Origin of the sequence: Hamadaea tsunoensis DSM 44101 (assembly GCF_000428945.1) — a bacterium.
GTDB lineage: Bacteria > Actinomycetota > Actinomycetes > Mycobacteriales > Micromonosporaceae > Hamadaea > Hamadaea tsunoensis.
The window spans coordinates 239,239-261,022 of record NZ_KE386821.1 but is presented as its reverse complement, the minus strand read 5'-3'; the positions used below and the strand labels follow the sequence as shown (position 1 = coordinate 261,022).

Here is a 21,784-nt window from a genome sequence, read left to right as displayed (position 1 = left end):
GGGATAGTCTCGGTCGATGATCTTCGGGGCGCCCGCGTCCCGGGCCGTCACACTCTGGGGAGGACAGCATGCGATTCGGCAGACGACTGACGTTGGCGATCGTGATGATCGTCGGTCTACTGGTCGTGCCCGGACAGGCGGCCCAAGCCGCCTACTACAACACGTACACCGACATCGCCAGCACGCCGAACACCAGCTGCTGCACCGGGGCGCAGGGATTCGCCGCCGGATCCACGTACCTGTACTCGATCAAGAACCACACCGACTACGACGATCTCGCCGTGATCTACCGTGTCAACAAGACCACCGGTGACCGGGTGCTGATGACCAACGGCACCAACGGCGGGACGACCAACACCTGGCTCGGGCACGCCAACGACATGACCATCGTCGACATCGACGGCCAGCACCACATGTTCATCGTCACCATGGAGGCCACCGGCGCCCAGGTCGTGCGGCTGCGCTACGACGGCACGACCTACTACTACGCGGGCTCCTACCAGGTCCGGCTCAACGGCGCCGTGTCGACGCCCTCCGGGATCAGCCGGGTCGCGGTCACCAGCACCACGATCTCCTTCATGTTCAAGTCCGGCCGGACGGTCTACAACGGCAGCCTGCCGCTGCGGGCCTCCTCCGGGACCATCGACCTGACCAAGGCGTTCGACCTGCAGGTCGACGGCGCCCTCGTCAACGGAGCCACGGTCGCGGACCTGGGAACCTTCGCCAACCAGGGCTTCTACTACGACGCGGCCAAGGACGTCCTGTACTACCCGCTCACCAAGGACAACCGCAGCATCGTCCTCGTCTACCGCAACATCACGACGGCGACGACCGGCACCGCGCCCGCGGCCACCGACCTCTCCTTCCGGATCACGTCCTCGGCGTACTCGACGCTGTTCGAGATCGAAGGCGTCGGGGTCAGCGACGGCAAGCTGTACTTCAACACCAACCGCGCCAACTCCAGCGGCTCCTACGACGGCGTACACGTCTTCAACGGCTACGTAGCCTGACCCCGGTGACAGGTCCCGCCGCGGCTCGGTGACGAGGCGCGGCGGGACCCGGTGGACTCGTCGGCTACGTCGACGCGCTCGCGCTGTTGCGGGCCTGGCGCATGCCGCGCACCACCAACCGGAGCGCCTGAGCCAGGCAGATCGCCTCCAGCGCGGACATCACCGGCTGGAACAGCTCGAAGGCGTACGAGTCCGGGTGGAACGTGAAGGTGCCGGTCGTCGGATTGATCCGGCCGACCAGGCCCTGCGCCGTCGAGAACTCGAAGCGCCGGTCCGACCACATGCTCGCCTGCCGTACGCCGAGCGGCTGCCCGTTGGCCAAGGTGATCGCCGCGCCGTTGATGGCCCGCCAGCTGCCCGGGAGCACGTCGACGATCGGCCGCCCGTCCGGTGTGCGTACGGTGAACCGCTTGCGGAAGAAGCCAGTCGGGCGGCACTCCGCGACCAGGCCGCCGGCCGCGTCGAGGACCTCGAAGCGCTGGCTCCACGTGTGCCACCCGACGCCGGCGACGACCTGACCGTCCGGGAGCATCACGGGGGTGTTCGGGTTCATGAAGTCCTTGTCCGGCAGGTAGAGAACACCGGCGTAGGGGGCGCGCAGATCCATGCCGTGACGGTAAGCCAGCGGCGCAAACCGCGACCGCCCCCGGCGGCGAAGACCAGCCTGGCACCGGTGCCCGGCGTCATGAAACCGCGCCGGGCACCGGACTTCGCTTATCCGATCGTCCAGTGCTGCAGGGCGCTGCCCGTGTCCGCCTGCTGGGTGACCAGCGCGCCGTCAGTGCTCGACGCCGTGGTGAGCAGCAGGCCGCTGCGCTGCGAGGCGACCGTGTATCCCCCGCCGGGCAGCGCCTTGACGATCCACCGCTGGTTGCTGTCGTTGCTGCTCGAGCACGTCCACTGGATGATGGCGACGCCCGCGGCCGTCGACCCGCCGTTGACGTCGGCGCACAGGTTCGACCGGCCGTTGACGATCTTGTAGGAGCCGTCCGCCTGCAACGTGAAGGCCCACTGCTGGTTGGTGCCGCCGTTCGGCGTCCACGTGATCAGTTGTACGCCGGTGGCGGTCGACGAGTTCGGATCGTCCAGTGCCTTGCCGGCCGCGGTCAGCGTACGCGTGCCGGTCAGGTTCGGGTTGACCGTCCAGGTGACGGAGACCGAGCCCGTCGCCGTGCCGGACGACGCCGTGATCGTCGAGGTGGTGATGGCGGCGGTGGTCGGCGTACCCGTGATGAGTCCGCTGCCGCTGATCGACAGGCCGGCCGGCAGCCCGGCGGCGGTGAAGGTGAGCGCCTTGCCGAGCGAGTCGCTGGCGGTCGCCTGCACCGACACCGGCCGGCCGACGATGACGTTCTGGGCGCCGGGCGATCCGACCGTGACCGTCTCGGCCGCCGATCCGGTCGCCGTGAAGGTCAGCGTCTGCTCGGCCGCGGTGCGCGTACCGCCGACGGCGTTGCCGGTCGTGTTCGTCCAGGCTCGGACCGGCGTGGTCTCGGCGAGCCGGGACGAGTCGGCCGACAGCCCGAGGACGAGTCCGCTGTAGCGGTTGAGGAGACGGAAGGTTCCGGTCGCGCTCTTGTTGGGCAGCACGAACCACTGCTGGCCGACGGTCGGGCCGCCGGACAGGCCGGTCACCGTCGGCTTGGCCGCCCAGGCCCGGCCGCTCGTGGTGGTGGCGTCGACGCCGAGCGCCTGGCCGGTCGAGGCGTTGGTGATCGCGTACGCGCCGTCGCCGGTGGGTGCGAACGCCCACGATTCCAGTGCGGAGCCTGTCGGCGCCGCGACCGAGGTGGTCGAACTCCCACCGGAGACCTGGGCGAGGACGCGGCCGCCGCCAACGCCGATCGTGTACGTCCTGGCGGTGTCCACCGGCGCCGGAGCGGGTGACGTCGACGCGACGGTGATGTTCGCGTACTCGCCGGAGGAGCTCGCGCAGGCGATGGAGCAGTAGCTGCGGAACGACTTGCCCACGACGGTGGAGCTGGTCCTGTTGGCGCTGTCGAGGAACCAGCGGTACCAGGAGCCGGAGGTGTAGCCGCCGCTGTCGCCGATGAGGTACCACTTCTGGGTGGACAGGTCGTCGGTGACGTAGAAGCGTTGCGGCGCGGTGCCGGTGACCACCTCGGGTTCGCCGATGTACAGCCCCAGGTACGCGTCGTACGCGATGTTCATGATGAACAGGTCGGACTTCGCGGGCAGCGTGCCGGCGGCGATCTGCTGGTCGACGGTGCCGGTGGTGCTCGGCTTGTAGTCGCCGGCGACCGGCGTGTAGCCGGTCGTCGCGGCGGCCGTCACCGGGACCATGTTGCTCTCCAGCCCGCCGACGCCCGGCTGGGTCCAGGTGCCGTTGTACCACTTGCTCCACGTCCCGGTGGCCATCTTGCCCGACATCGGCGCGCGGGCGACGTGGGCCAGGCCGCCGTTGCTCCCGCCGACACCGCCCTTCGGGATGATCCGGGAACCGTAGTAGACGTAGAAGTAGCCCGAGGCGGCGTCGACGAACAGGCGCTGGTCGCCGTCGCCGTAGTCGTAGGTCTGGTTGGGGAAGGCGGTCGTGTCGTTGCGGGTGGTGCTGTAGGGCGAGGTGATGGCGTGGCCCTGAATGGTCCACACCCGGCCCTGGTTGGTCGAGACGGCGTAGTCGATCGAGTCGTAGTGCAGTCCGTCGCCGAACGGCTGCGGCGTGAACTCGTTGTGCACCAGGCCGTACCAGTCGCCGGTGTCCGGATCGACCCAGACGCCGACGAGGTCGCAGTAGTTCTTGTGCGCGTACCCGGAGCCGGTCGCGGCGGTGGCGGTCAGCCCGGTGGGACTGTTGTCGCACCGCCACGTGGTGTCGTTGTTCTTGTCCGAGGCGTTGGCGGGGTTGACCGCGTCGCTGATGGCGGCGTTGCGGGTGGCGGTCTCCAGGTTCGTTCCACTGTAGAACGCCCAGTAGCGCGGGTCGGTCGCGCCGTACAGCGCGGCCGACTGCTGGAAGTAGAAGGTGCCGTCCTTGTCGATGTACGTGCCCGCCGGTGTGTCGGTCGGGTACGCGTACCCACCGGTCGAGCCGATCGTGATCGTGTAGGTGGCGGCCGGCGGTGTCGCCTGGGCGGCCGCCCCGGTCGAACCGAGCGCCAGCGCCGTGACGGCGGCGGTGGCGTAGAGCGCTCTGCGTGGACGTGACACGGATGCTCCTTTGCTCGCGGGCAGGCCACGACGGCCCTGCCCGGGTGGGTCATGCGTGGTCCGGCGCCGGGCGGCGCCGGCCGTCCCCCGTGGGCTCGGTCCCGCGTCACGGCCGCCGCCTGGAGCCGCCGTGACGCGGAAGTCGCTACGTGATGCGGAAGGCCTTATGCGGAAGGCCTTTCCGTCATCCGGAAGTCGTAGTGCGGCGGCACCGCGGTACCGGGCCGGACCGCCAGCCAGAGCGTGTCGAGCGAGACCTCGCCCTCGCGCATGTCGTCGACCCGGATGCCCTCGTCGAGCAGCCGCCGCACCCGGTCGTCGTCGCCGAGGGCGTGGGCCGCCTGAGCTTCGGCCAGCCGGATCCGGCCGTGGGCGCGGTCGCTGGTGGACAGTCGCTCGATGAGGTCCAGGGCCGCCGCGGCCCGGCCCGCCCGCAACAGCGCCGCCAGCGCCTCGACCGTCAGGTCGCGCCGGCCGGGCCGCAGCCGGTGGGCCTGCGCCATGAGGTCGGCCGCCTCGTCCGCCGTCGCCGCCAGATGCGCGAGTACGCGCAGCGGCCACGGTGTCGCGGCCTCGCCGAGCGATCGCTTGCACGCGTCCCGGGCACCTTCGTCGTCGTCGTCGGCGAGGCGTAGAAGGCCGAGGTGGTAGAGGGCGTGCCAGTCCCCGGCGGACGCTTCGAGCCGTTCGCGCCAGTGCGTACCGGTGACGGGGGTGGCGGGCGGGTCGCAGACGGGCAGCACTCCGCGGGCCAGCAGCTGCCGCCACGGTTCCTGTTCCGGGCCGGGTGCGGGGAACGGGACGGCCGCCGACGCCGGCAGCGCGCCGGCCGCGATCTCCAGGCCACCCCAGCCGGAACCGTTGTACAGCAGCGCTTCCGGCGCGGGCAGGGCAGCCGCGAAGGCTTCGGCGGCGGCCAGGACCGGTTCGGGCACGAGGGCGTCGACCGCACGGCCGGCCGCCGGCCAGGCCTGCGGCCACGGCCCGTGCACCTCCGCCGCCGCCGTCTCGAGCATCCCGTACGCCTCGGTCCAGCTCCACGTGGCACCGGCCGGCATCGGCAGGTGTTCCATCTGCGTACGCGCGAGGCCGGCCTGGATCTCCAGGTACGCCGATCCGGGCCCGGACAGCCATTCCTGCCAGCGCCGCCCGCCGGTGCCGGTGCCCCAGCAGAACAGCTTCCGGCCCCGCAGCCGGCGCGTGGACAGTTGCACGAGGCCGGTTCCGTCCGCGTCGAGCGCGGCGATCCAGGGGCGTACGCCGATGGGCAGATCGAGGAAGTAGTCGGCGGCCCGTGGCGCGCGTCCGGGGTAGCTGGCGTCGGTGCCGTCGCGTTCGGGGAACGGGATGTGCCGCAGCTCGCTGACGTAGTCGAAGTGGAACGCGTGTCCCGCCGGCGCCAGTACGCGCGTACCGGCGTTCTCCGGCACGGCGATGTTCGACCACCAGTAGACGGGCGTCTCCTGTGCGGACGGATTGTGGAGGGTGATCGTGACGAGCAGGACGGGCGATCCCGCCGGGAGCCAGGCGTCGATGCGCAGCACCACCCCGCGCAGGCGCTCGTACTCGAACATCCGCAGGACCGGCGTCCCGTCGGCGGCGGTGACCCGGGCGGCGTGCAGGGGCTCGCCGGTCAGCGGCCAGTGCCCGGTCATGCCCAGGTTCCACTCCACTCCCCCGGCGAGCCACGCGTCCCGCAGGGCCAGATTGGCGGGCTGCAGCACGGGGTTGCGGAAGAGCAGTTCCCGGCCGGTCGGGCGGTGGACCAGCGACCACAGCCGGCCGCCGAGTCCCGGCAGGAAGGTGGCCGTGAGCAGTTCGTTCTCCAGCACGACCACGTCGAGGTCGCGTTCGGCGCGGTGCCGGTCGTAGCCGCCGAGGCGGGTGTAGGGCAGCAGCGTCGGCGGACGCCCGTACGCGAGGTTGCGGCGCATCTCGGCATCGACCCCGGCGGCGGGATCGACACCGCCGCTCAGGCCGGACAGGACGGGCAGGCCCGGCACGGGATCCGCGGCCGCTTCGATCCGCAGGGTTCCCGTGCGCAGAGTGGACGTCATTTTCCGATTCCCAACGTCATGCCCTGGATGATGCGAGCGCCCATCCAGGAGAAGAGGGCCAGCATGGGGACGAGGATGATGCAGACGCCGGCGAACATGGTGCCGTAGTCGAGGCCGCTGAACTGGGCGCTGGCGACGAACTCGGCCAGCGCGACCGGCAGCGTGACCTTGTCCTGGCTGTGCGTCAGGACCAGGGCGAACAGGGTCTCGTTCCACGAGGCGATGAACTGCAGCAGGAACGCCGTGACCAGGCCGCCGCGGGCGACCGGCGCGACGACGCTGACGAAGGTGCGTACCGGGCCGGCGCCGTCGATCGACGCGGCCTCCTCCAGTGCCGTGGGTATGCCGGCGAAGAACCCGGTGAGCAGGAACACCGTGAACGGCATGGCGAGTCCTACGTAGACCATCGTCAGGCCGAGCCGGCTGTCGACGAGGTCCACCTGGGCCAGCCCGACGAACAGCGGCACCACGAGCACCTGCCCCGGTACGCCGAGCCCGAGCGCGAACAGCATCGTGATCGCCGACGACATCCGGGTGCGGTGCCGCGCCAGCGCGTACGCGGCCGGGGCGGCGAGCACGATCGCCAGGAGCGACGACATCCCGCCGGCGAGAACGCTGTTGAGCGTCGCCTGGGCGAAGCCGCCCTCGCGGAACGCGCGTACGTAGTTGGCGAACTTGGGGTCGTGCGGCAGGCCGACGGTGTGCCGCAGGATGTCCGGGCCGTCCCGCAGCGACGTGAGAACGGCCCAGAGGATCAGCGCCAGGTTGGCGGCGACGACGATCCACACCACCAGCCAGCCGATCCGGACGGCGGCCCCCACCCCGGTACGCCCGCGCATCCCGCTCACCTCTCTCCGCAACGAAACTCTCTGCATGCTCGGCTCAGTTCTCGACGGGCTCGCGGCGCAGCAGCCGCCGCAGGACGACCGTGATCACGGTGATCATGAGGAGGCTGGTGATCGCCGCCGCGGTGGCCATGCCCAGCCGGGGCACGGTCGCCTGCGGGAAGGCCTGGACGTAGACGTACAGCGCGGTGTTCCAGGTGTCGGCCGGCGGCGTCGCCGAGCTGGAGCCGCCGAACAGCAGGATCAGCTCGAAGATCTTCACGGAGCTGACCGTCCACAGCACCGCGCAGGTCGCGATGACGTCCCAGGCCATCGGCAGGGTCACCACGCGGAACCGCTGGAACGCGTTGGCACCGTCGAGCTCGGCCGCCTCGTACAGGTAGGGCGGGATCTGGTCGACGGCGGCCATGATGATGGACGTGTAGTAGCCGGTCGCCGTCCACACCAGCGTGCCGAGGATCATCGGGAACAGGTTCTCGGTGGCCAGCCACTTCGGCGGGGTGTCGATGCCGAGCAGGCCGAGGGCCTGGTTCACCGGCCCGCTCGGCGAGAACAGGAAACCCGCGGCGATGCCGAACACCATGCCGTTGACGAGGCTCGGGAAGAACAGCGCCGACCGGGCGAACAGCCGGCCGCGCATCTCGCGCAGCACCAGGGTGAGCAGCAGGCTCAGGACGAACGTGATCGACCCGCCGACGAAGGTGATCTTCAACGTGTTGACGAGGGCGCCCCGGAAGTACGGGTCCTCGAACAGCACCTGGTAGTTGCGCAGCCCCCGCCACTGCTTGTCGCCCATCCCGTCCCACTTGTAGAAGCTGGTCCAGAAGGCGTACGCGACCGGGGCGACGAAAAGCACCAGGTAAGCCAGCAGCGCCGGGCTGGTGAACAGCCAGAACACGCCACCCCGCCGGTACGCGGGCGCAGCCGGCTCGGAGGCCGGGGGCTCTCCCCGGAACCGGGTGGTCCGGGGAGAGCTCGGTGCACTGAGGAGAGCCACGGTCAGCTCTGCGTCTTCCAGAAGGAGATCTGCGCCTGCTTGGCCGTCGCGACGAAGTCGGCCGCGGTGGTCTTGCCGTGCCACAGCTTCAGGTATCCGGGGTCGAGGACCTTCGGCTGCCAGTCGCCGGCGACACCGTCGAAGACCATGCGTACCTGGCCGGCACTGAGGGTCTTCTGCACGGCTTCCAGTTCCGCCGGGGCCGGGATGTCCGCCCGCGGGGTGATGTTGCCGGCGGTGGTCGAGATGCCCGACAGCATCGACTTCTGCAGGAAGTACGCGATGAACTTCTGCGCCGGGCCGGGGTTCTTGGCCCGCTTGGGGATCGCGAAGCCGAACAGCGCGGCGTCGGCGGCGCGGGCGCCCGGCACGGAGAACGAGCCGAACTTCCAGCCGGCCGGCACCTGCTTGGCCACCTCGGCCGTCACCCAGCTGCCGTTGTTGTAGAAGGCGGCCTTGCCGAGCGCCCAGTTGGTCTCCTGCGCCGGGTACTTGGTGGCGTCGTAGCCGGGCAGGATGTAGCCGCCCTTGACCAGCTGCTCGACCTGCTGGGCGGCCTTCAGCACGGCCGGGTCGTCCCACGCCGCGCCGGACTTGTCGGCCGACAGCTTCGCCACGTCGACCCCGCCGGCGTTGAGCAGGCCGTCGAAGTACAGCTCGTTCAGCCAGGTCTCGCCGCCGTCGGAGGCGACGCACGGCTTGCTCTTCGCCTTGAGCGCCTCGCAGACCGCGAGGAACGCGTCCCACGTGGACGGTGCCGAGGGCATCGCGGTGCCGAGGTCGGCGTCGGCGGCGTTGTAGAAGACGCCGGCCGAGGCGACCTCGTAGGGGATGACGTAATGGTTGGAGCCGGCCGGGTCCTTCGGCATCATGTCGAAGTACTTGGCCGGGATGACGTCGCCGACGGTGCCCGACTCCCCCGGGATCGCCATCGCCAGCACGGGGCTCAGGTCGAGCGCCTGGCCCGCCTGGGCGGTGGCGCCGAAGATCGCGTCGTTGGCCTGGTCCCACAGGTCCGGGGACTGGTTCGCGGCGATGGCCGGGCCGATCTTCTTCGATACGTCACGACCGGTCCATTGCACGGTGACCGTGATGCCGGTGTCCTTCTGGAACTGGTCGAGGGCGGCCTTAAGCACCTTGGCCTGCGGCTCCTCCTCGCGCCACATCGACCAGTAGGTGAAACCGCCGCCATCCTTGGCGTCGTCGGCCGAGGTGCCGCCGCACGCGGTCAGCGTCATCGCGACGCACGCCGCGGCGGCCAGGGCCACCAGCCGTCCGGTCTTCTTCGCAGTATTGCCCATCTGGGATTCCTTCCGAGATCAGGACTCGCCCTACGCGGGCGGCGCCGGGAGCACGCCGCCGTTGCGAAGTGATGGGTCAGGACTCTAGGGCGCAATTGACCGGTAAAACAAGACCGGCTTTCATGATCCCCAGAAACGAACATTCCGCGTTGCACGCGCGGCTCGCCTGGAGCGGAAAACCGCGCTGCCATGCGCCTTGACCGCGCCGCGCGGGACGGGCTAACGTCGCTTCCGATATTGGACCGGTAAATGGAGGTGACCGGATTGGTCACGATGCGGGACGTGGCCGAACGCGCGGGAGTCACCAAGCAGACGGTCTCCAACGTCGTCACCGGCCGGGTACGCGTACGACCGGAGACCGAGGCGAAGGTCCGGGCGGCCATCGAGGCGCTCGGCTACACGCCCAACCTCGTCGCGCGGTCGCTGGCCACCGGGGCGACCCGCACGGTCGGGCTCTTCGTCCCGACCGTCGCCAGCTCCTTCTACTCCGAGGTGGTGGAGGAGGTCGAGAACGTCCTCGAACAGCGCGGCTACCACCTGCTGCTGTGCACCACCCGGCAGGACGGCGAACGCGCCCGCCGGCACATGGCCGGCCTGTCCAGCCGCAACGTGGACGCCCTGCTGATCGCCGGCGACCAGGACCTGGCCGACCATCTCCCGCTCCTGGCCGACGCCCGGTTCCCGATCGTCCTGTGCGCCTGGGAGACCGACGCCCCGGTCACCCACCCGGTGGTGACCATCGACTACGAGCAGGCCGGCTACCTCGCCGGCCGCCACCTGCGGGAGCTCGGCCACGAACGGGTCGCGGTCCTCGCCAGCCTGCCGTCGCACCAGGACCGCCTCGACGGCTTCCGCAAGGCGTTCGCCCGCGACGGCATAGCCGTACCCGACTCCGCGGTGCACGTCGCGACCGACGCCTCGGCCGTCGGCGGCTTCGACGCCGCGGTCCGCGCGCTCGCCCGGATGCCCGAGGTCACGGCGATCTTCGCCACGCACGACATCCTTGCCCTCGGCGCGCTGGAGGCCGCCCGCGCGGAAGGCCGTTCCGTCCCCGGCGACCTGTCGATCGTCGGCCACGACGACGTCGCCGAGACCCGCCACACCCGGCCCACCCTGACCACGGTCGCCATTCCCGCCCGCGACATGGCCCGCCAGGCCGTCGAGCTCCTCCTGCGGTCCGTCGAGGACGAGCGCCCGCCGGTCAACGCGCTGCAACTGCTGCGCCCGACGCTCGTGGTCCGCGCCAGCTCCGGTCCCGCCCGCTGACCGGACGGCCCTTTCCGGCGTACGCGACGCCCGCCCGAACTGCCCAGGGGCGGGCCGACGCAGTGCCGGCCCGCCCCTGGGGTGCGGGGAGTTACGGGAAGCTGACCACGTTCGACGGTGTGGTACCCGACGGCGTGACGGCACCCGTGTCGTTGATGACGTGGGTGATGGTGCCCTGGTAGTTGAGCGAGACGGTCAGGATGCTGTGGAACTTCACGTTCGGAGTGTTCGGCACTTCGAAGGCGTGGTACGAGTTCACCGCAGGGTTGACGTTGAAGTAGCAGTAGCTGCCGAGCCCCCACGCCTCATGGGTGGTGACCCCGGCTCCGACCTTGTACGCGGCGTAGCCGTTGACCCCGGCCGGGCTGTTCCAGGACGCCTGGTTCGGCACGTCGTACGGCATCTCGTTCTGGAAGAAGACGGTCTTGCCGCCCTGGCCGTTCCACACGACCTCGTACTTCTGGTAGTGCTCGACGAACAGGCCGGTCGCCAGGACGTTGTTGCCGTTGATCAGTACGCCGGTGTCCGCCGTGTTGACCGTCCAGCCGACCGTGCCCGCGTTGCCGTGGTCGGCCCGCCAGGCCCAGGTGTGGTCGATGATCACGTTGTTGCTGTTGACGATCAGGCTCGTGGTCGCCTTGCCGGCGGTCGCGCCGCCGATGCGGTAGAACACGTCCTGCAGCGTCGTCGGGTTGGCCGCGTGGTTCGCGGTCGAGCCGGACGTGCCGACCGTCAGCAGGGCCGCCGAGTTGGTCGTGCCCGCGTCGAACAGCAGGCCCTTGATCCGTACGCCGTCGACGTCGGCGACCTGCATGGCGTTCACGCCGTTGTCGGGGATGATCGTCGGGTAGCCGATGCCCAGCACGACCGCGTTGGCCTTGGTCACGTTGAGCGTCTGGTTGACGTGGTAGACGCCGGGGGTGAAGAACAGGTTGCAGCCCGACGCCAGTGCGCCGTTGATCGTCGCGGCGGTGTCACCGGCCTTGACCACGTAGAACTGGCTCATCGGCAGCGACGTCCCGGGCGTGCTGCCACTCGCCCAGCTCGGCCCCGAGGCGTTGGTACGCAACGACGGCAGGAACACCCGGTACTTGCCGGTGCCGTCGATGTACAGGTACGGCACGTCGCGGGAGACCGGCGTGGTGGCCAGGGTGGTCTCGGGCGGGCTCGGGAAGGTGGTGGCGGGTGCGCCGGTGGTGCCGGAGAACACCATGTTCCACACGCCGCCGGCCCAGCTGCCGAGGCTGCTGTCCCGGGTGTACCACTGCTGCTGCGAGACGGAGGCCGCCTGCCCCGACACCTTGGTGTCGGCGATGTAGCCGCCGCTGGCCCAGCCGTAGCTCGCCGGGTAGAGCTGCAGGCCGCCGTGCACGTCGATCCGGCGGAACGGGGCGGCCTGGGCCACCGCCCAGCGGTCGCTGCCGCTGCTCGGCGTGATGGCCAGGTTCTCCGCGGACCTCCAGAAGTTCTGCGTCGCGTTGCCCGCGTCCGAGGCGTTGAACGCGTCGACCGTCACGTCGCCGTTGATGGTCACGTCGTCCGGATTCTGGCCCAGGCCCGCGACCGAGGTGTAGAAGCCGACGTCGTCGTGGACGTTGTAGGTGCCCGGCTTGAACAGGTGGGCCACCCGCCCCGAGGCCATCTGGGCGGTCTGGGTGTCCTTCTGCGCGGCGAAGTCGGCGTCCAGCTGGGCCTGGATCGTCGCGGCGGACATGCCCGGGTCGAAGATCCGCGTGTTCGGGCCGAAATTCGGGGTGTCGGACTGCACCGGGCACGTCGCCGCGCCGATCGTGTACACGGCCGTGGCGACCGCCGAGTTGGCCAGGCCGGACGCGATGCCGATCGCCTTGATCGTCGTCGTGGCCGCGACGCTGATCGCCCCGGTGTACAGGGTCGAACTCGCGGTCGGCGTGGAACCGTCCAGCGTGTACCGGATGCTCGCACCCGCGGTCGTCGTCGACAGGGTCACCGACTGCGTACTGCTGTAGGAACCGCCGGGCGGGTTGAACGTCGGCGTGGCCACCGTCGAGGTGTTGATCGTGTAGGTCGCGGACGCGACGGCGGAGTTGGTCTGGCCGGAGGCGATGCCGATCGCCTTGATCGTGGTCGTGGCCGCGACGCTGATCGGCCCGCTGTACAGGGTCGAACTCGCGGTCGGCGTCGAACCGTCCACGGTGTACCGGATGCTCGCACCAGCGGTCGTCGTCGACAACGTCACCGACTGCGTACTGCTGTAGGAACCGCCGGGCGGGCTGAACGTCGGCGTCGCCACCGTCGCGGCGCCGCCCTGCGTGTAGAAGAAATGCGGCGTGTCGAACTGCGGGCCGCTCTTCTCGTAGGTGAACCAGTATTCGAGGACGAAGCCGGCGGTCAGCGAGCCGACGGTCTTCTGCCAGGTCCCGGCGTTGTTGGTCATGCGGAAGTTCTGCTGGCCGGCGTTGGGCGACAGGTAGTGGACGTCGACGTAGAGGGCGGGGGTGGTCGGCGTGAAGTTGATCTGTGCCTGCGACGCGTCGATCTGCGTGACGCTCTGCGTGTAGTCGGCTGCCGCGGCGGCGGAGGTGGCGCTGCCGACGGCCATCAGGATCACGGCGGACGCGACGGCGGCCCACCGGATCAGACCGGTACGCGGGCGGGAGCGGGCGGGTTGGTGCGAGCTTCGGTTCATCGGGCAACGCCTCCAAAGCATCCCGGGCGGGTGTCGAGAGAGCGCTCTCTCGATGCGGAGACACTAAGCTGGCAACACCCCGCAACGGAAGGGTCACACGACAGAAACATCGAATGATCGATGTTCGTTATTTGTTTTCGGAACGGCCCACCTGCGGGTTCCCACCGACCGGGGTTCCGCCGAACGGCGAAGTCTGTCAGGGTAGGGGTCCTCACGTCGAAGGAAAGCCGGTCATGAGCGCATCCGAGTACCCCGAAGCAGCCCTCTACATCGACGGCGAATGGATCGCCGACGGCCGCGCCGCGATCGAGGTGGAGAACCCGGCCACCCGCAAGGTCATCGGCACCGTGCCCGTGGCGACGGAGTCGGATGTGGACCAGGCCCTCGCCGGGGCCGCCCGCGAGTTCCCAGCCTGGCGGGCGCGGTCGCCGCACGAGCGGGCCGCCGTCCTCCTGCGGGCGGCGGGCCTGCTGCGCGAACGGCGCCGGGAGATCGGCACCGCCATGACGATGGAGAACGGCAAACCCCTGCGCGACGCCATGGGAGAAGCCGACTACACCGCCGACATCATCGAATCGATGGCCACCGACGGGCCCCGCCGGTTCGGCGCGGTGCTGCCGACCGCGGCCGGCGACGGCCGGACGATGCTGGTCCACGAGCCGGTCGGGCCGGTCGCCGCGTTCACGCCGTGGAACTACCCGCTGACGGTGCCCGGCCGCAAGGTCGCCGCCGCCCTGGCCGCCGGCTGCCCGGTCGTGATCAAACCGGCCGAGGAGACGCCGGCCAGCGCGATCGCCCTCGCCCGGGCGCTGCACGACGCGGGCTTGCCGGCCGGCGTACTGAGCATGGTGTTCGGTGACCCGGACGCGATCTCACGGCGGCTGATCGCCTCGCCGGTCATCCGGAAGATCTCCTTCACCGGCTCGACCGCGGTCGGGAAGATCCTCGCCCGGCAGGCCGCCGACGAGGTCAAGCCGATCACCCTCGAACTCGGCGGCCACGCGCCCGTCCTCGTGTTCGACGACGCCGACCTCGACGCCCTCATCCCCGACGCGACCGGCGCGAAGCTGCACAACACCGGCCAGTCGTGCGGGTCGCCGATCCGGTTCTTCGTCCACGAACAGATCCACGACGAGTTCGTCGCCCGCTACGCCGCGGCCCTCGACGGCGCCCGCGTCGGCGACCCGATGGACGACTCGACCGACATGGGCCCCCTGTCCAACCACCGCCGGTACGCCGCGATGGGCCCGCTCGTCGACGACGCGCTCGAGCGGGGCGGCCGGCTCGTCGCGGGCGGCACCGGAGACGACTCGACCGGCTACTACTGGCGGCCGACGCTCGTGGCCGGCGTACCGGCGGACGCGCTGCTCATGCACGAGGAACCGTTCGGGCCGATCGCCGTGACGAGCACCTTCACCGACGAGGACGACGTCGTACGCCGGGCCAACGACAACGCTTTCGGGCTCGCCGCGTACCTGTTCACGAGGTCGGCCGACCGTGCCCTGCGGCTGCCGCCCCTGCTGGACGCGGGAATGGTGAGCGTCAACCGGTTCGGCGTCGGCGCCCGCGACACCTATTTCGGCGGCCGCAAACAGAGCGGGTACGGGTCGGACGGCGGCCCCGAGGCCGTCGAGGACTACATGGTCCCCAAACTCATCGCCCAGGGAGTACGCCCCGCCTGATCTTGGCGTCAGCGTTCGATCAGCTCCATCTGCGCGTCGGTGTGGTGGCCGCCCTCGGCCGGGGTGAGGCCGTCCAGCACGGCCAGCTGCCGCGCGTCGAGCTGGACGTCCGCCGCGGCGACGTTCTCCGCCACGCGGTCGGCGCGCCTGGTACCGGGGATCGGGACGACGTCGCCGCCCTGGGCCAGCAGCCAGGCCAGCGCCACCTGCGCCGGGGTGGCGCCGACCTGATCGGCGACCGCCCGGACCTCGTCGGCGATGCGCAGGTTGCGGGCGAGGTTCTCGCCGGTGAAACGCGGGTGGTCCTTGCGGAAGTCGCCGTCGTCCAAGGCCTCGACGTCCTGCGGGCCGCGGATGGCGCCGGTGAGGAAGCCTCGGCCCAATGGGGAGTAGGCGACCAGGCCGATGCCCAGCTCCCGCAGCAGCGGCAGGATCTGCTCCTGGTCGCGGGTCCACAGCGAGTACTCCGACTGCAGGGCGGCGATCGGATGCACCGCGTGCGCCCGGCGGACGGTGTCCCGCCAGGCCTCCGACAGTCCGATGTGGCGGATCTTGCCCTGTTCGACGAGTTCCGCGAGCGCGCCGACGGTGTCCTCGATCGGCGTACCGGGGTCGACGCGATGCTGGTAGTACAGATCGATACGGTCGGTACGCAGTCGGCGCAGGGATCCCTCGACCGCGAGGCGGATGTTGGCCGGGCTGCTGTCGGGCGTCCACGGTCCGCGGCCGTCGTGGGCCACCATGCCGAACTTGGTCGCCACGACCACCTGGTCGCGGCGGCCCTGGAGGGCCCGGCCGACGAGTTCCTCATTGGTGTACGGGCCGTAGATCTCGGCGGTGTCGATCAGCGTGACACCGAGGTCGACGGCCCGATGGACGGCGCGGATCGCTTCGGCGTCGTCGCTGCCGGCGCCGGTGTAGCCGAAGGACATGCCCATCGCGCCCAGACCGATCCGGGCCACTTCCAGCGGGCCGAGGTGTGCCGACTGCATGAGACTTCCTCATTCCTCGCATGTGGGCGGGCCTCGCGTAGTCGCGGGCCTCGTGTGGCGGGCGGGCCGGTGGTGGGGCGGATCAGTCGACGCGCCGTCCGCCCAGCCAGGTGACCATCTCGGGGTCGCGGTGGTCGAAGAACACCGTCTGGCCGGTGTCCAGGCCGGCGATCCGGGCCATGTCGTCGTCGGACAGCTCGAAGTCGAAGATGTCGAGGTTCTGCGCCATCCGGTCGGGGCGTACCGACTTGGGGATGACCACGACGTCGCGCTGGGTCAGCCAGCGCAGGACGACCTGGGCCACGGACTTGCCGTACTTCTCGCCGATCCCGGTCAGGACCGGGTTGGTGAACAGGTCGTTCTTGCCCTCGGCGAACGGCCCCCACGACTCGATCTGCACCCCGTGCTCGCCCATCACCCGCTGGTCGGCGTGGCGCTGGAAGAACGGGTGCGTCTCGATCTGGTTGACCGCCGGGACGATGTCGTTGTGCGTGATCAGGTCGACCAGCCGGTCGGGGTGGAAGTTCGACACCCCGATCGCCGTGGCCAGGCCTTCGCCGTACAGCTTCTGCATCGCGTGCCAGGAGCTGTAGTAGTCGCCCAGCGGCTGATGGATCAGGTACAGGTCCACATAGTCCAGTCCCAGCTTCTTCAGCGACTTGTCGAACTCCCGCCGGGCGGTGTCCTCGCCGGTGTGCTGGATCCACATCTTGGTCGTGACGAACAGGTCCCGCCGCGGGATGCCGCTCGCGGCGATCGCCCGCCCGACGGCCTCCTCGTTGCCGTACGAGGCCGCGGTGTCGATCGCCCGGTAGCCGGCCGCCAGGGCGTCCGTGACGACCTGCTCGGTCTGCTCATCGGGGACCTGGAAGACCCCGAAACCGAGGATCGGCATCTGGACGCCGTTGTTGAGCGTGATCCGACGATTCTCCGCTGCCATGATTCCTCCACCCGTCCTGCCGCCCCCAGCCCACGCGGGCCCGTGGCCGGCACGTTTTCCTGGTACGCGTCCAAGCCAACCGCAGATCCGGTCCGGAAGGCAGTGACGGTCCTGCCCGGTAATGCCAGACCCTCCCTCCGCGCGCTTCCGGCGCCGTACGGTCGAGAGCATGGACACCCGCAGCGAGGTCCGCGACTTCCTCACCACCCGCCGCGACCGGCTCACCCCGGAGCAGGCGGGCGTCCCGCTGTTCGGCGGCCGGCGGCGGGTCAAGGGCCTGCGCCGCGAGGAGGTCGCCATGCTCGCCGGGATGAGCACCGACTACTACACCCGGCTGGAACGCGGCAACCTGACCGGAGTCTCGCACACCGTCCTCGAAGCACTCGCGCGAGCGCTTCAGCTCGACGAAGCCGAACGCACCCACCTGTTCGACCTCGCCGAAACCGCCAACACCCCCAGCGGCGTACGCGGGACCCGTAAGGTGCAGAACCGGACATCCGTCCGCGTCGGCGTCCAACGGATCCTCGACACGATCAACGCGCCCGCGTACGCACGCAACGGCCGGATGGACGTCCTGGCCACCAACCAGCTCGGCCGCGCGCTGTTCGCCGACGCCCTCGGCACCGCCACGAGCTTCAACATGGCCCGGTACCTGTTCCTCGACCGCCGCTCGCAGACCTTCTACACCCAGTGGGAGACCGTCGCCGCCGACAGCGCCGCCGCGCTGCGCACCTATGCCGGACGCAACCCCTACGACCGCAACCTCACCGACCTGATCGGCGAACTGTCCACCCGCAGCGAACCGTTCCGCACCTGGTGGGCCACCCACAACGTGAAGCTGCACCACACCGCCACCAAAACCGTCCACCACGCGGTCGCCGGCGACCTCGAACTCACCGGCGAAGCCCTCCAGCTGCCCGGCGACCCCGACCTGACGATCATCACCTACACCTGGGAACCCGCCAGCCCCACCGCCCAGGGAGTCACGTTCCTCGCCGCGTGGAGCGGCCACCAGTCGGTCGCCGACGCCGGTGCCTCGGCCCGCACCGGTTCCGAGGCGTGACAGCGGTTTCCTGACCGAGCCCCTTGATCCGGGCGGGCTTGCGGCATCACTAGTCAGTGCTACTATATACCGGTAGTCAGCGACACTGAGTAGCGAAGGCAGGCCCGTGGCCAGGCAGACGACGGAGATGCTCAAGGGCACGCTGGAAGGCATCGTGCTCGCGGTGCTCTCACTGCGGCCCGCGTACGGCTACGAGATCACGGCGTGGCTGCGGGACCAGGGCTTCGCCGACATCGCCGAGGGCACCGTCTACGCCTTGCTGGTCCGCGTCGAGCAGAAGGGCCTGGTCGACGTGGAGAAGGTCCCCTCCGAAAAGGGGCCGCCACGCAAGGTGTACTCGCTCAACGAGCACGGGCGCGCGTACCTCGACGAGTTCTGGCGTACCTGGGATTTCCTGGCCGACCGGCTCGGACGGCTCCGTGAAGGAGACAAGAGACCATGATTTCGAAGTTCATCGCCACCGTGGTCGGCGGCAAGAAGCAGTGGCGCGAGTACAAGGCACGCTCCCGGCAACTGCCCCCCGCTTATCGGACCGCGCTCGATGCGCTGGAGCGCTACCTCAACTACTTCGGCACCGGCGGTGACGGAACCGCCATGTACGGCGACCTCATCGACCTGTTCGAACAGGGCGCGGCCAGCGGAACCCCGATCCGCGCGATCGTCGGCGAGGACCCGGTGGAGTTCATCGAGACGTTCGTCCAGAACTACCCCAAGGGCCACTGGATCATCCGCGAACGGGACCGGCTGACCAGGGAGATCGACCGCGCCGCCGCCGAAGAGACCGCGCAGCGCTGAAGAGACCGGAAGAAGGAACCCTCATGACCGTCACCCCATCCCCCTGGACCGGCATGCTGGCCGTCGACGACACCGAACTGTACGTGTCCGACACCGGCGGAACCGGCCGTCCGGTGGTCTACCTCAACGGCGCGTACGCCGATCAGTCGCACTGGCGTCGCGTCATCGCCGAACTCGGCCCCGGCTTCCGCCACATCACCTACGACGAACGGGCCCGTGGCAAGTCCCAGCGCTCGCGCGACTATTCGTTCGAGGCCGCGCTGCGCGACCTCGACGCCGTCCTCATCGCACGCGGCGTGCAGCGGCCACTGCTCGCCGGCTGGTCGTACGGCGGCATTCTGGCCTGGCACTGGACCGACCGGCACCCCGATCGCGTACAGGGTTCGGTGATCGTGGACGCGTTCCCGGTCGGGCTGACCGGAACGGAAGGCCACGAGCGCATCCGCAAGCTGTTCCGCCGCATGCGCCTGTTCTTCCCGATCGCCGCCCGGCTCGGCCTGGCCGCCAAGATGTCGGCCGACCAGCACGCCGACGTGAACATCGAACTCAACGAGATCGCCGCCGCCAGCGGGCCGGTCCTGCAACGGCTGACGCGTCCCGTCTGGTTCGTCATGGCCACCGGCGACAGCCTCGGCAGCAAGGACGGCGAGATGGAGCAGGGCCGGACGGTCCTCGAACCACTGCTCGCCGCCAACCCCCACCTCAGGATCAGCGCCAAGGTCGCCAGTAACCACAGCAAGATCCTCAGCAAGGACTCCCCCGCGGTCGCCCAGACCATCCGCGAACTCGCCGACCTCACCAGCGCGGACCTATGATCTGATCGAATCCGGCCGTGGATTGCCGGCCTTCTGAGGGGCCGAGGCCCGGGGGGCCGATCCGATGTCGCCCGCGAGCCGTCCGAAGATCAGCGCCGCGCCGAGCGCCGCGATGCGCCCGGCGTCCGCCCAGCCATGCCACGACAGCACACCCAGCTGGTTGACCAGGAATCCGTCGAACACCAGGAAACCGATGCCGGCCACGGCGATCGCGACGCTCCAGCGACGGCACAACGCCGCGAAGCCGAGCACCGCGGCGACGAGTACGCCATAACGGAGGTTCCCAGCACTTTGCGGGATCGCCGAGGCCACGAAACCGGCCACGATGATCACGAGCGCGCCGGCGCCGACGAGGATGCCGCCCGGCACCTCGTGGTCGTCGGCCTTCTCCGATGCGATCAGCAGCGGCCAGTGGGGTTTGGCCACCCGCGTGGAGTTCACGTCTGCTCCGATGTCTGCGTACGGCCGCCTCCCGGCCGCGGGCGCGGCCGATGACCGGCCGCCTCCTCGGAGTCAACTCCGGTACGCCGCACCGGCACAGACGCCCTGACGCGTTCTTGGCGCCGCCGCCGTCGTTCTTGACGATTTGTTGACGTACCGCGGAGGGTCGTTGACGGACCGCGGAAGGGCCGCGCCCGCCGCTGCGCCAGTTGTGTCCGAAGTCGAGCCGGGCGAGTTCGCCACGCGGCGATGCCCGGTTTCGGGTACGCCTCGGAGAGGTGGTACCCGACCCGTCCGAAGGTTCACGGCCAGTACGGCATCAGTCGGCCTCTTCACGGCGCGCGAGAGCGAAGACGGACCAGGCGACCCCGCACACCGCGGCCGACACCAGCAGTGCCCATCCCGTGCCCGCGGCCACTGCGGCACCCATCACGGCGACGCCGAGGGTGGCGCCGACTTGGCGTACGGCGTTGAGCAGGCCGCCCACCGCGCCGGCCGTGCCCGCGGGAGCGACGCCGACCAGGGCCGCGACGAGCGCCGGCAACGCGTAGGAGACGCCGAACCCGGTCAGCAGGAGGCCCACCGCGAGCCACGGGTAACCGCCGCCGGCGAAGACCACTGCGGCCAGCACCGCTCCTCCGGCGGTCAGCAGGGCCAAGCCGGCCAGGATCGGACGGCGTGGACCCACCCGGGCCACGATCCTGCCCGTGAACGGCGGATTGACCGCGAAGGGAACCGTCAGCGGCAGGAACGCCAGCCCGGCCCGCAGCGGATCCAGGTGCCGCTCCTGCTGCAACAGCAGCGGCAGCACGAACAGGCCCCCGGTCAACGTGAAGTTCACCGCCGCGGCCGCCAGAAGGCCGGCGCGTACCCGGACCGACCGCAGCAGGACCCGGTTGAGGACCGGCGCCGGGCTGCGGCGTTCCCGCCACCGGAATGCCAGCGCCGCCGCCACCAGCCCCACCGACGACCACGCGGCGTGAGCCCACGCCCGCGAACCGGCGGCGATGAGCGTGTCCGTGAAGAGGGCCAGCACCGCGGCGGCCGCCAACTGGGCGGCCCAGTCGATCCGGCGGTCGCCGCGCGGGCAGGCCACCGCCCGGCCCAGCGTGAGCACCAGGACCGCGAGGCCGATGGGCACGTTGATGAGGAAGATCGACCGCCATCCGGCCGCGCCGACCAGTGCGCCGCCCGCGATCGGACCGGCCGCGACGGCCGCACCACTGACGGCGGCCCAGGTCGAGACCGCACGCGCCCGGGCCGCCGGTTCCGGGTAGAGCTGGGCGATCATCGCCATCGAGGCGGGTACGCACGCCGCCGCCGCGATCCCCGACAGGGCGCGCAGCAGGACGAGCGCCCACAGCCCGGGGGCGAACGCGCTGAGCAAGGACGCCAGCGTGAAGACCGCGATCCCGCCCCGGAAGAGCCGCTCGGCGCCGAATCGGTCCGCCGCCGCCCCCGAGGACAGCAAAAGCGCGGCGAACGCCACGGTGTAGCCGACGGTCGCCCACTGCAGTCCGGCCATCGAGGTGCCGAGCGACGCCGCCAGATCGGGCTCGGCGACGGCCAGCACCGTCATGTCCAGCAGCACCATGAAGTAGCCCAGCGAGATGCCCGCCAGGACGCCGGAGCGCCCCCGCGGCGTACGGAGAAGCGCCGACGGCGGCGCGGATGAACTCAAGACGGTCATGACTGGGCGACTCTCCGGGATGACGGTGGAAAGGACGCCACCACTGTGCGT

The 21,784-nt window shown here is 70.2% G+C and carries 18 protein-coding genes; 7 read left to right on the top strand and 11 right to left on the bottom strand.

Annotated features, from left to right (window positions below; translation table 11 throughout):
- The first annotated feature begins 68 nt into the window (after positions 1–68).
- A complete protein-coding gene (locus G401_RS0140280; RefSeq protein ID WP_027346943.1) occupies positions 69–1,010 on the top strand; it encodes a hypothetical protein in 942 nt (313 codons plus the stop codon).
- A 64-nt stretch (positions 1,011–1,074) separates the two neighbouring features.
- Here G401_RS0140280 and G401_RS0140275 read toward each other — a convergent pair whose 3' ends face one another.
- The 6 genes from G401_RS0140275 to G401_RS0140250 all read right to left on the bottom strand — a co-directional run bounded on the left by G401_RS0140275 (position 1,075) and on the right by G401_RS0140250 (position 9,381).
- Positions 1,075–1,617: an LURP-one-related/scramblase family protein gene (locus G401_RS0140275; protein WP_027346942.1), complete on the bottom strand. Its 543-nt coding sequence runs from the start codon at positions 1,615–1,617 to the stop codon at positions 1,075–1,077.
- 107 nt (positions 1,618–1,724) lie between these two features.
- Positions 1,725–4,181 carry an RICIN domain-containing protein gene (locus G401_RS51735; protein ID WP_034594560.1) on the bottom strand — a complete coding sequence of 819 codons (2,457 nt, stop codon included), beginning with the start codon at positions 4,179–4,181 and terminating at the stop codon, positions 1,725–1,727.
- Positions 4,182–4,345: 164 nt separating this feature from the next.
- Positions 4,346–6,238, bottom strand: coding sequence for a DUF5107 domain-containing protein (locus G401_RS58160; protein ID WP_027346941.1), 1,893 nt, complete (start codon positions 6,236–6,238; stop codon positions 4,346–4,348).
- On the bottom strand, positions 6,235–7,077 hold the full coding sequence (locus G401_RS0140260; protein ID WP_051367947.1) for a carbohydrate ABC transporter permease: 843 nt from the start codon (positions 7,075–7,077) through the stop codon (positions 6,235–6,237). The genes G401_RS58160 and G401_RS0140260 overlap by 4 nt, the downstream gene beginning before the upstream one ends.
- A 43-nt stretch (positions 7,078–7,120) precedes the next feature.
- Positions 7,121–8,080, bottom strand: coding sequence for a carbohydrate ABC transporter permease (locus G401_RS51730; protein ID WP_064741966.1), 960 nt, complete (start codon positions 8,078–8,080; stop codon positions 7,121–7,123).
- Positions 8,081–8,082: 2 nt separating this feature from the next.
- Positions 8,083–9,381: an ABC transporter substrate-binding protein gene (locus tag G401_RS0140250; RefSeq protein WP_027346939.1), complete on the bottom strand. Its 1,299-nt coding sequence runs from the start codon at positions 9,379–9,381 to the stop codon at positions 8,083–8,085.
- A 282-nt stretch (positions 9,382–9,663) separates the two neighbouring features.
- On the opposite strand from G401_RS0140250, the gene G401_RS0140245 reads away from it, so the two are divergent.
- Positions 9,664–10,647, top strand: a complete 984-nt coding sequence (locus G401_RS0140245; protein WP_211240969.1) for a LacI family DNA-binding transcriptional regulator — start codon at positions 9,664–9,666, stop codon at positions 10,645–10,647.
- Between the two features lie 91 nt (positions 10,648–10,738).
- Here the strand turns inward: G401_RS0140245 and G401_RS51725 are convergent, their stop codons facing one another.
- On the bottom strand, positions 10,739–13,315 hold the full coding sequence (locus G401_RS51725; RefSeq protein WP_027346937.1) for a chitobiase/beta-hexosaminidase C-terminal domain-containing protein: 2,577 nt from the start codon (positions 13,313–13,315) through the stop codon (positions 10,739–10,741).
- A 233-nt stretch (positions 13,316–13,548) separates the two neighbouring features.
- On the opposite strand from G401_RS51725, the gene G401_RS0140235 reads away from it, so the two are divergent.
- Positions 13,549–14,997 (top strand): NAD-dependent succinate-semialdehyde dehydrogenase, encoded by a 1,449-nt coding sequence (locus G401_RS0140235; protein ID WP_027346936.1) that lies wholly within the window; start codon positions 13,549–13,551, stop codon positions 14,995–14,997.
- Between the two features lie 8 nt (positions 14,998–15,005).
- Here G401_RS0140235 and G401_RS0140230 read toward each other — a convergent pair whose 3' ends face one another.
- Positions 15,006–15,989 (bottom strand): aldo/keto reductase, encoded by a 984-nt coding sequence (locus G401_RS0140230; RefSeq protein ID WP_027346935.1) that lies wholly within the window; start codon positions 15,987–15,989, stop codon positions 15,006–15,008.
- 82 nt (positions 15,990–16,071) lie between these two features.
- The gene (locus G401_RS0140225) at positions 16,072–16,929 is read right to left on the bottom strand and encodes an aldo/keto reductase (RefSeq protein WP_034594557.1); all 858 of its coding nucleotides are present in this window, start codon (positions 16,927–16,929) and stop codon (positions 16,072–16,074) included.
- Positions 16,930–17,098: 169 nt separating this feature from the next.
- Here G401_RS0140225 and G401_RS0140220 point away from each other — a divergent pair, with 169 nt between their 5' ends.
- From G401_RS0140220 to G401_RS0140205, 4 genes are all read left to right on the top strand, one after another.
- Entirely contained in the window at positions 17,099–17,992 is an 894-nt protein-coding gene (locus tag G401_RS0140220) for a helix-turn-helix domain-containing protein (RefSeq protein ID WP_027346933.1), read from the top strand.
- 106 nt (positions 17,993–18,098) lie between these two features.
- The gene (locus G401_RS0140215) at positions 18,099–18,434 is read left to right on the top strand and encodes a PadR family transcriptional regulator (RefSeq protein WP_027346932.1); all 336 of its coding nucleotides are present in this window, start codon (positions 18,099–18,101) and stop codon (positions 18,432–18,434) included.
- Entirely contained in the window at positions 18,431–18,787 is a 357-nt protein-coding gene (locus G401_RS0140210; protein WP_034594555.1) for a DUF1048 domain-containing protein, read from the top strand. Before G401_RS0140215 ends, G401_RS0140210 begins: the two co-directional genes overlap by 4 nt.
- Before the next feature lie 23 nt (positions 18,788–18,810).
- A complete protein-coding gene (locus G401_RS0140205) occupies positions 18,811–19,602 on the top strand; it encodes an alpha/beta fold hydrolase (protein WP_027346930.1) in 792 nt (263 codons plus the stop codon).
- Here the strand turns inward: G401_RS0140205 and G401_RS0140200 are convergent.
- Positions 19,597–20,043 (bottom strand): hypothetical protein, encoded by a 447-nt coding sequence (locus tag G401_RS0140200; RefSeq protein WP_157546810.1) that lies wholly within the window; start codon positions 20,041–20,043, stop codon positions 19,597–19,599. The genes G401_RS0140205 and G401_RS0140200 overlap by 6 nt on opposite strands.
- Before the next feature lie 319 nt (positions 20,044–20,362).
- Positions 20,363–21,733 (bottom strand): MFS transporter, encoded by a 1,371-nt coding sequence (locus tag G401_RS0140195; RefSeq protein WP_027346928.1) that lies wholly within the window; start codon positions 21,731–21,733, stop codon positions 20,363–20,365.
- Positions 21,734–21,784 lie beyond the last annotated feature (51 nt).

What these genes read in the sequence shown, in the direction of transcription:
- G401_RS0140260 (WP_051367947.1), bottom strand. Translation starts at nt 7,077, where the DNA reads ATGCGCGGGCGTACCGGGGTGGGGGCCGCCGTCCGGATCGGCTGGCTG.
- G401_RS0140250 (WP_027346939.1), bottom strand. Translation starts at nt 9,381, where the DNA reads ATGGGCAATACTGCGAAGAAGACCGGACGGCTGGTGGCCCTGGCCGCC.
- G401_RS0140210 (WP_034594555.1), top strand. Translation starts at nt 18,431, where the DNA reads ATGATTTCGAAGTTCATCGCCACCGTGGTCGGCGGCAAGAAGCAGTGG.
- G401_RS0140220 (WP_027346933.1), top strand. Translation starts at nt 17,099, where the DNA reads ATGGACACCCGCAGCGAGGTCCGCGACTTCCTCACCACCCGCCGCGAC.
- G401_RS51725 (WP_027346937.1), bottom strand. Translation starts at nt 13,315, where the DNA reads ATGAACCGAAGCTCGCACCAACCCGCCCGCTCCCGCCCGCGTACCGGT.
- G401_RS0140275 (WP_027346942.1), bottom strand. Translation starts at nt 1,617, where the DNA reads ATGGATCTGCGCGCCCCCTACGCCGGTGTTCTCTACCTGCCGGACAAG.
- G401_RS0140280 (WP_027346943.1), top strand. Translation starts at nt 69, where the DNA reads ATGCGATTCGGCAGACGACTGACGTTGGCGATCGTGATGATCGTCGGT.
- G401_RS0140235 (WP_027346936.1), top strand. Translation starts at nt 13,549, where the DNA reads ATGAGCGCATCCGAGTACCCCGAAGCAGCCCTCTACATCGACGGCGAA.
- G401_RS0140195 (WP_027346928.1), bottom strand. Translation starts at nt 21,733, where the DNA reads ATGACCGTCTTGAGTTCATCCGCGCCGCCGTCGGCGCTTCTCCGTACG.
- G401_RS0140225 (WP_034594557.1), bottom strand. Translation starts at nt 16,929, where the DNA reads ATGGCAGCGGAGAATCGTCGGATCACGCTCAACAACGGCGTCCAGATG.
- G401_RS58160 (WP_027346941.1), bottom strand. Translation starts at nt 6,238, where the DNA reads ATGACGTCCACTCTGCGCACGGGAACCCTGCGGATCGAAGCGGCCGCG.
- G401_RS0140205 (WP_027346930.1), top strand. Translation starts at nt 18,811, where the DNA reads ATGACCGTCACCCCATCCCCCTGGACCGGCATGCTGGCCGTCGACGAC.
- G401_RS0140230 (WP_027346935.1), bottom strand. Translation starts at nt 15,989, where the DNA reads ATGCAGTCGGCACACCTCGGCCCGCTGGAAGTGGCCCGGATCGGTCTG.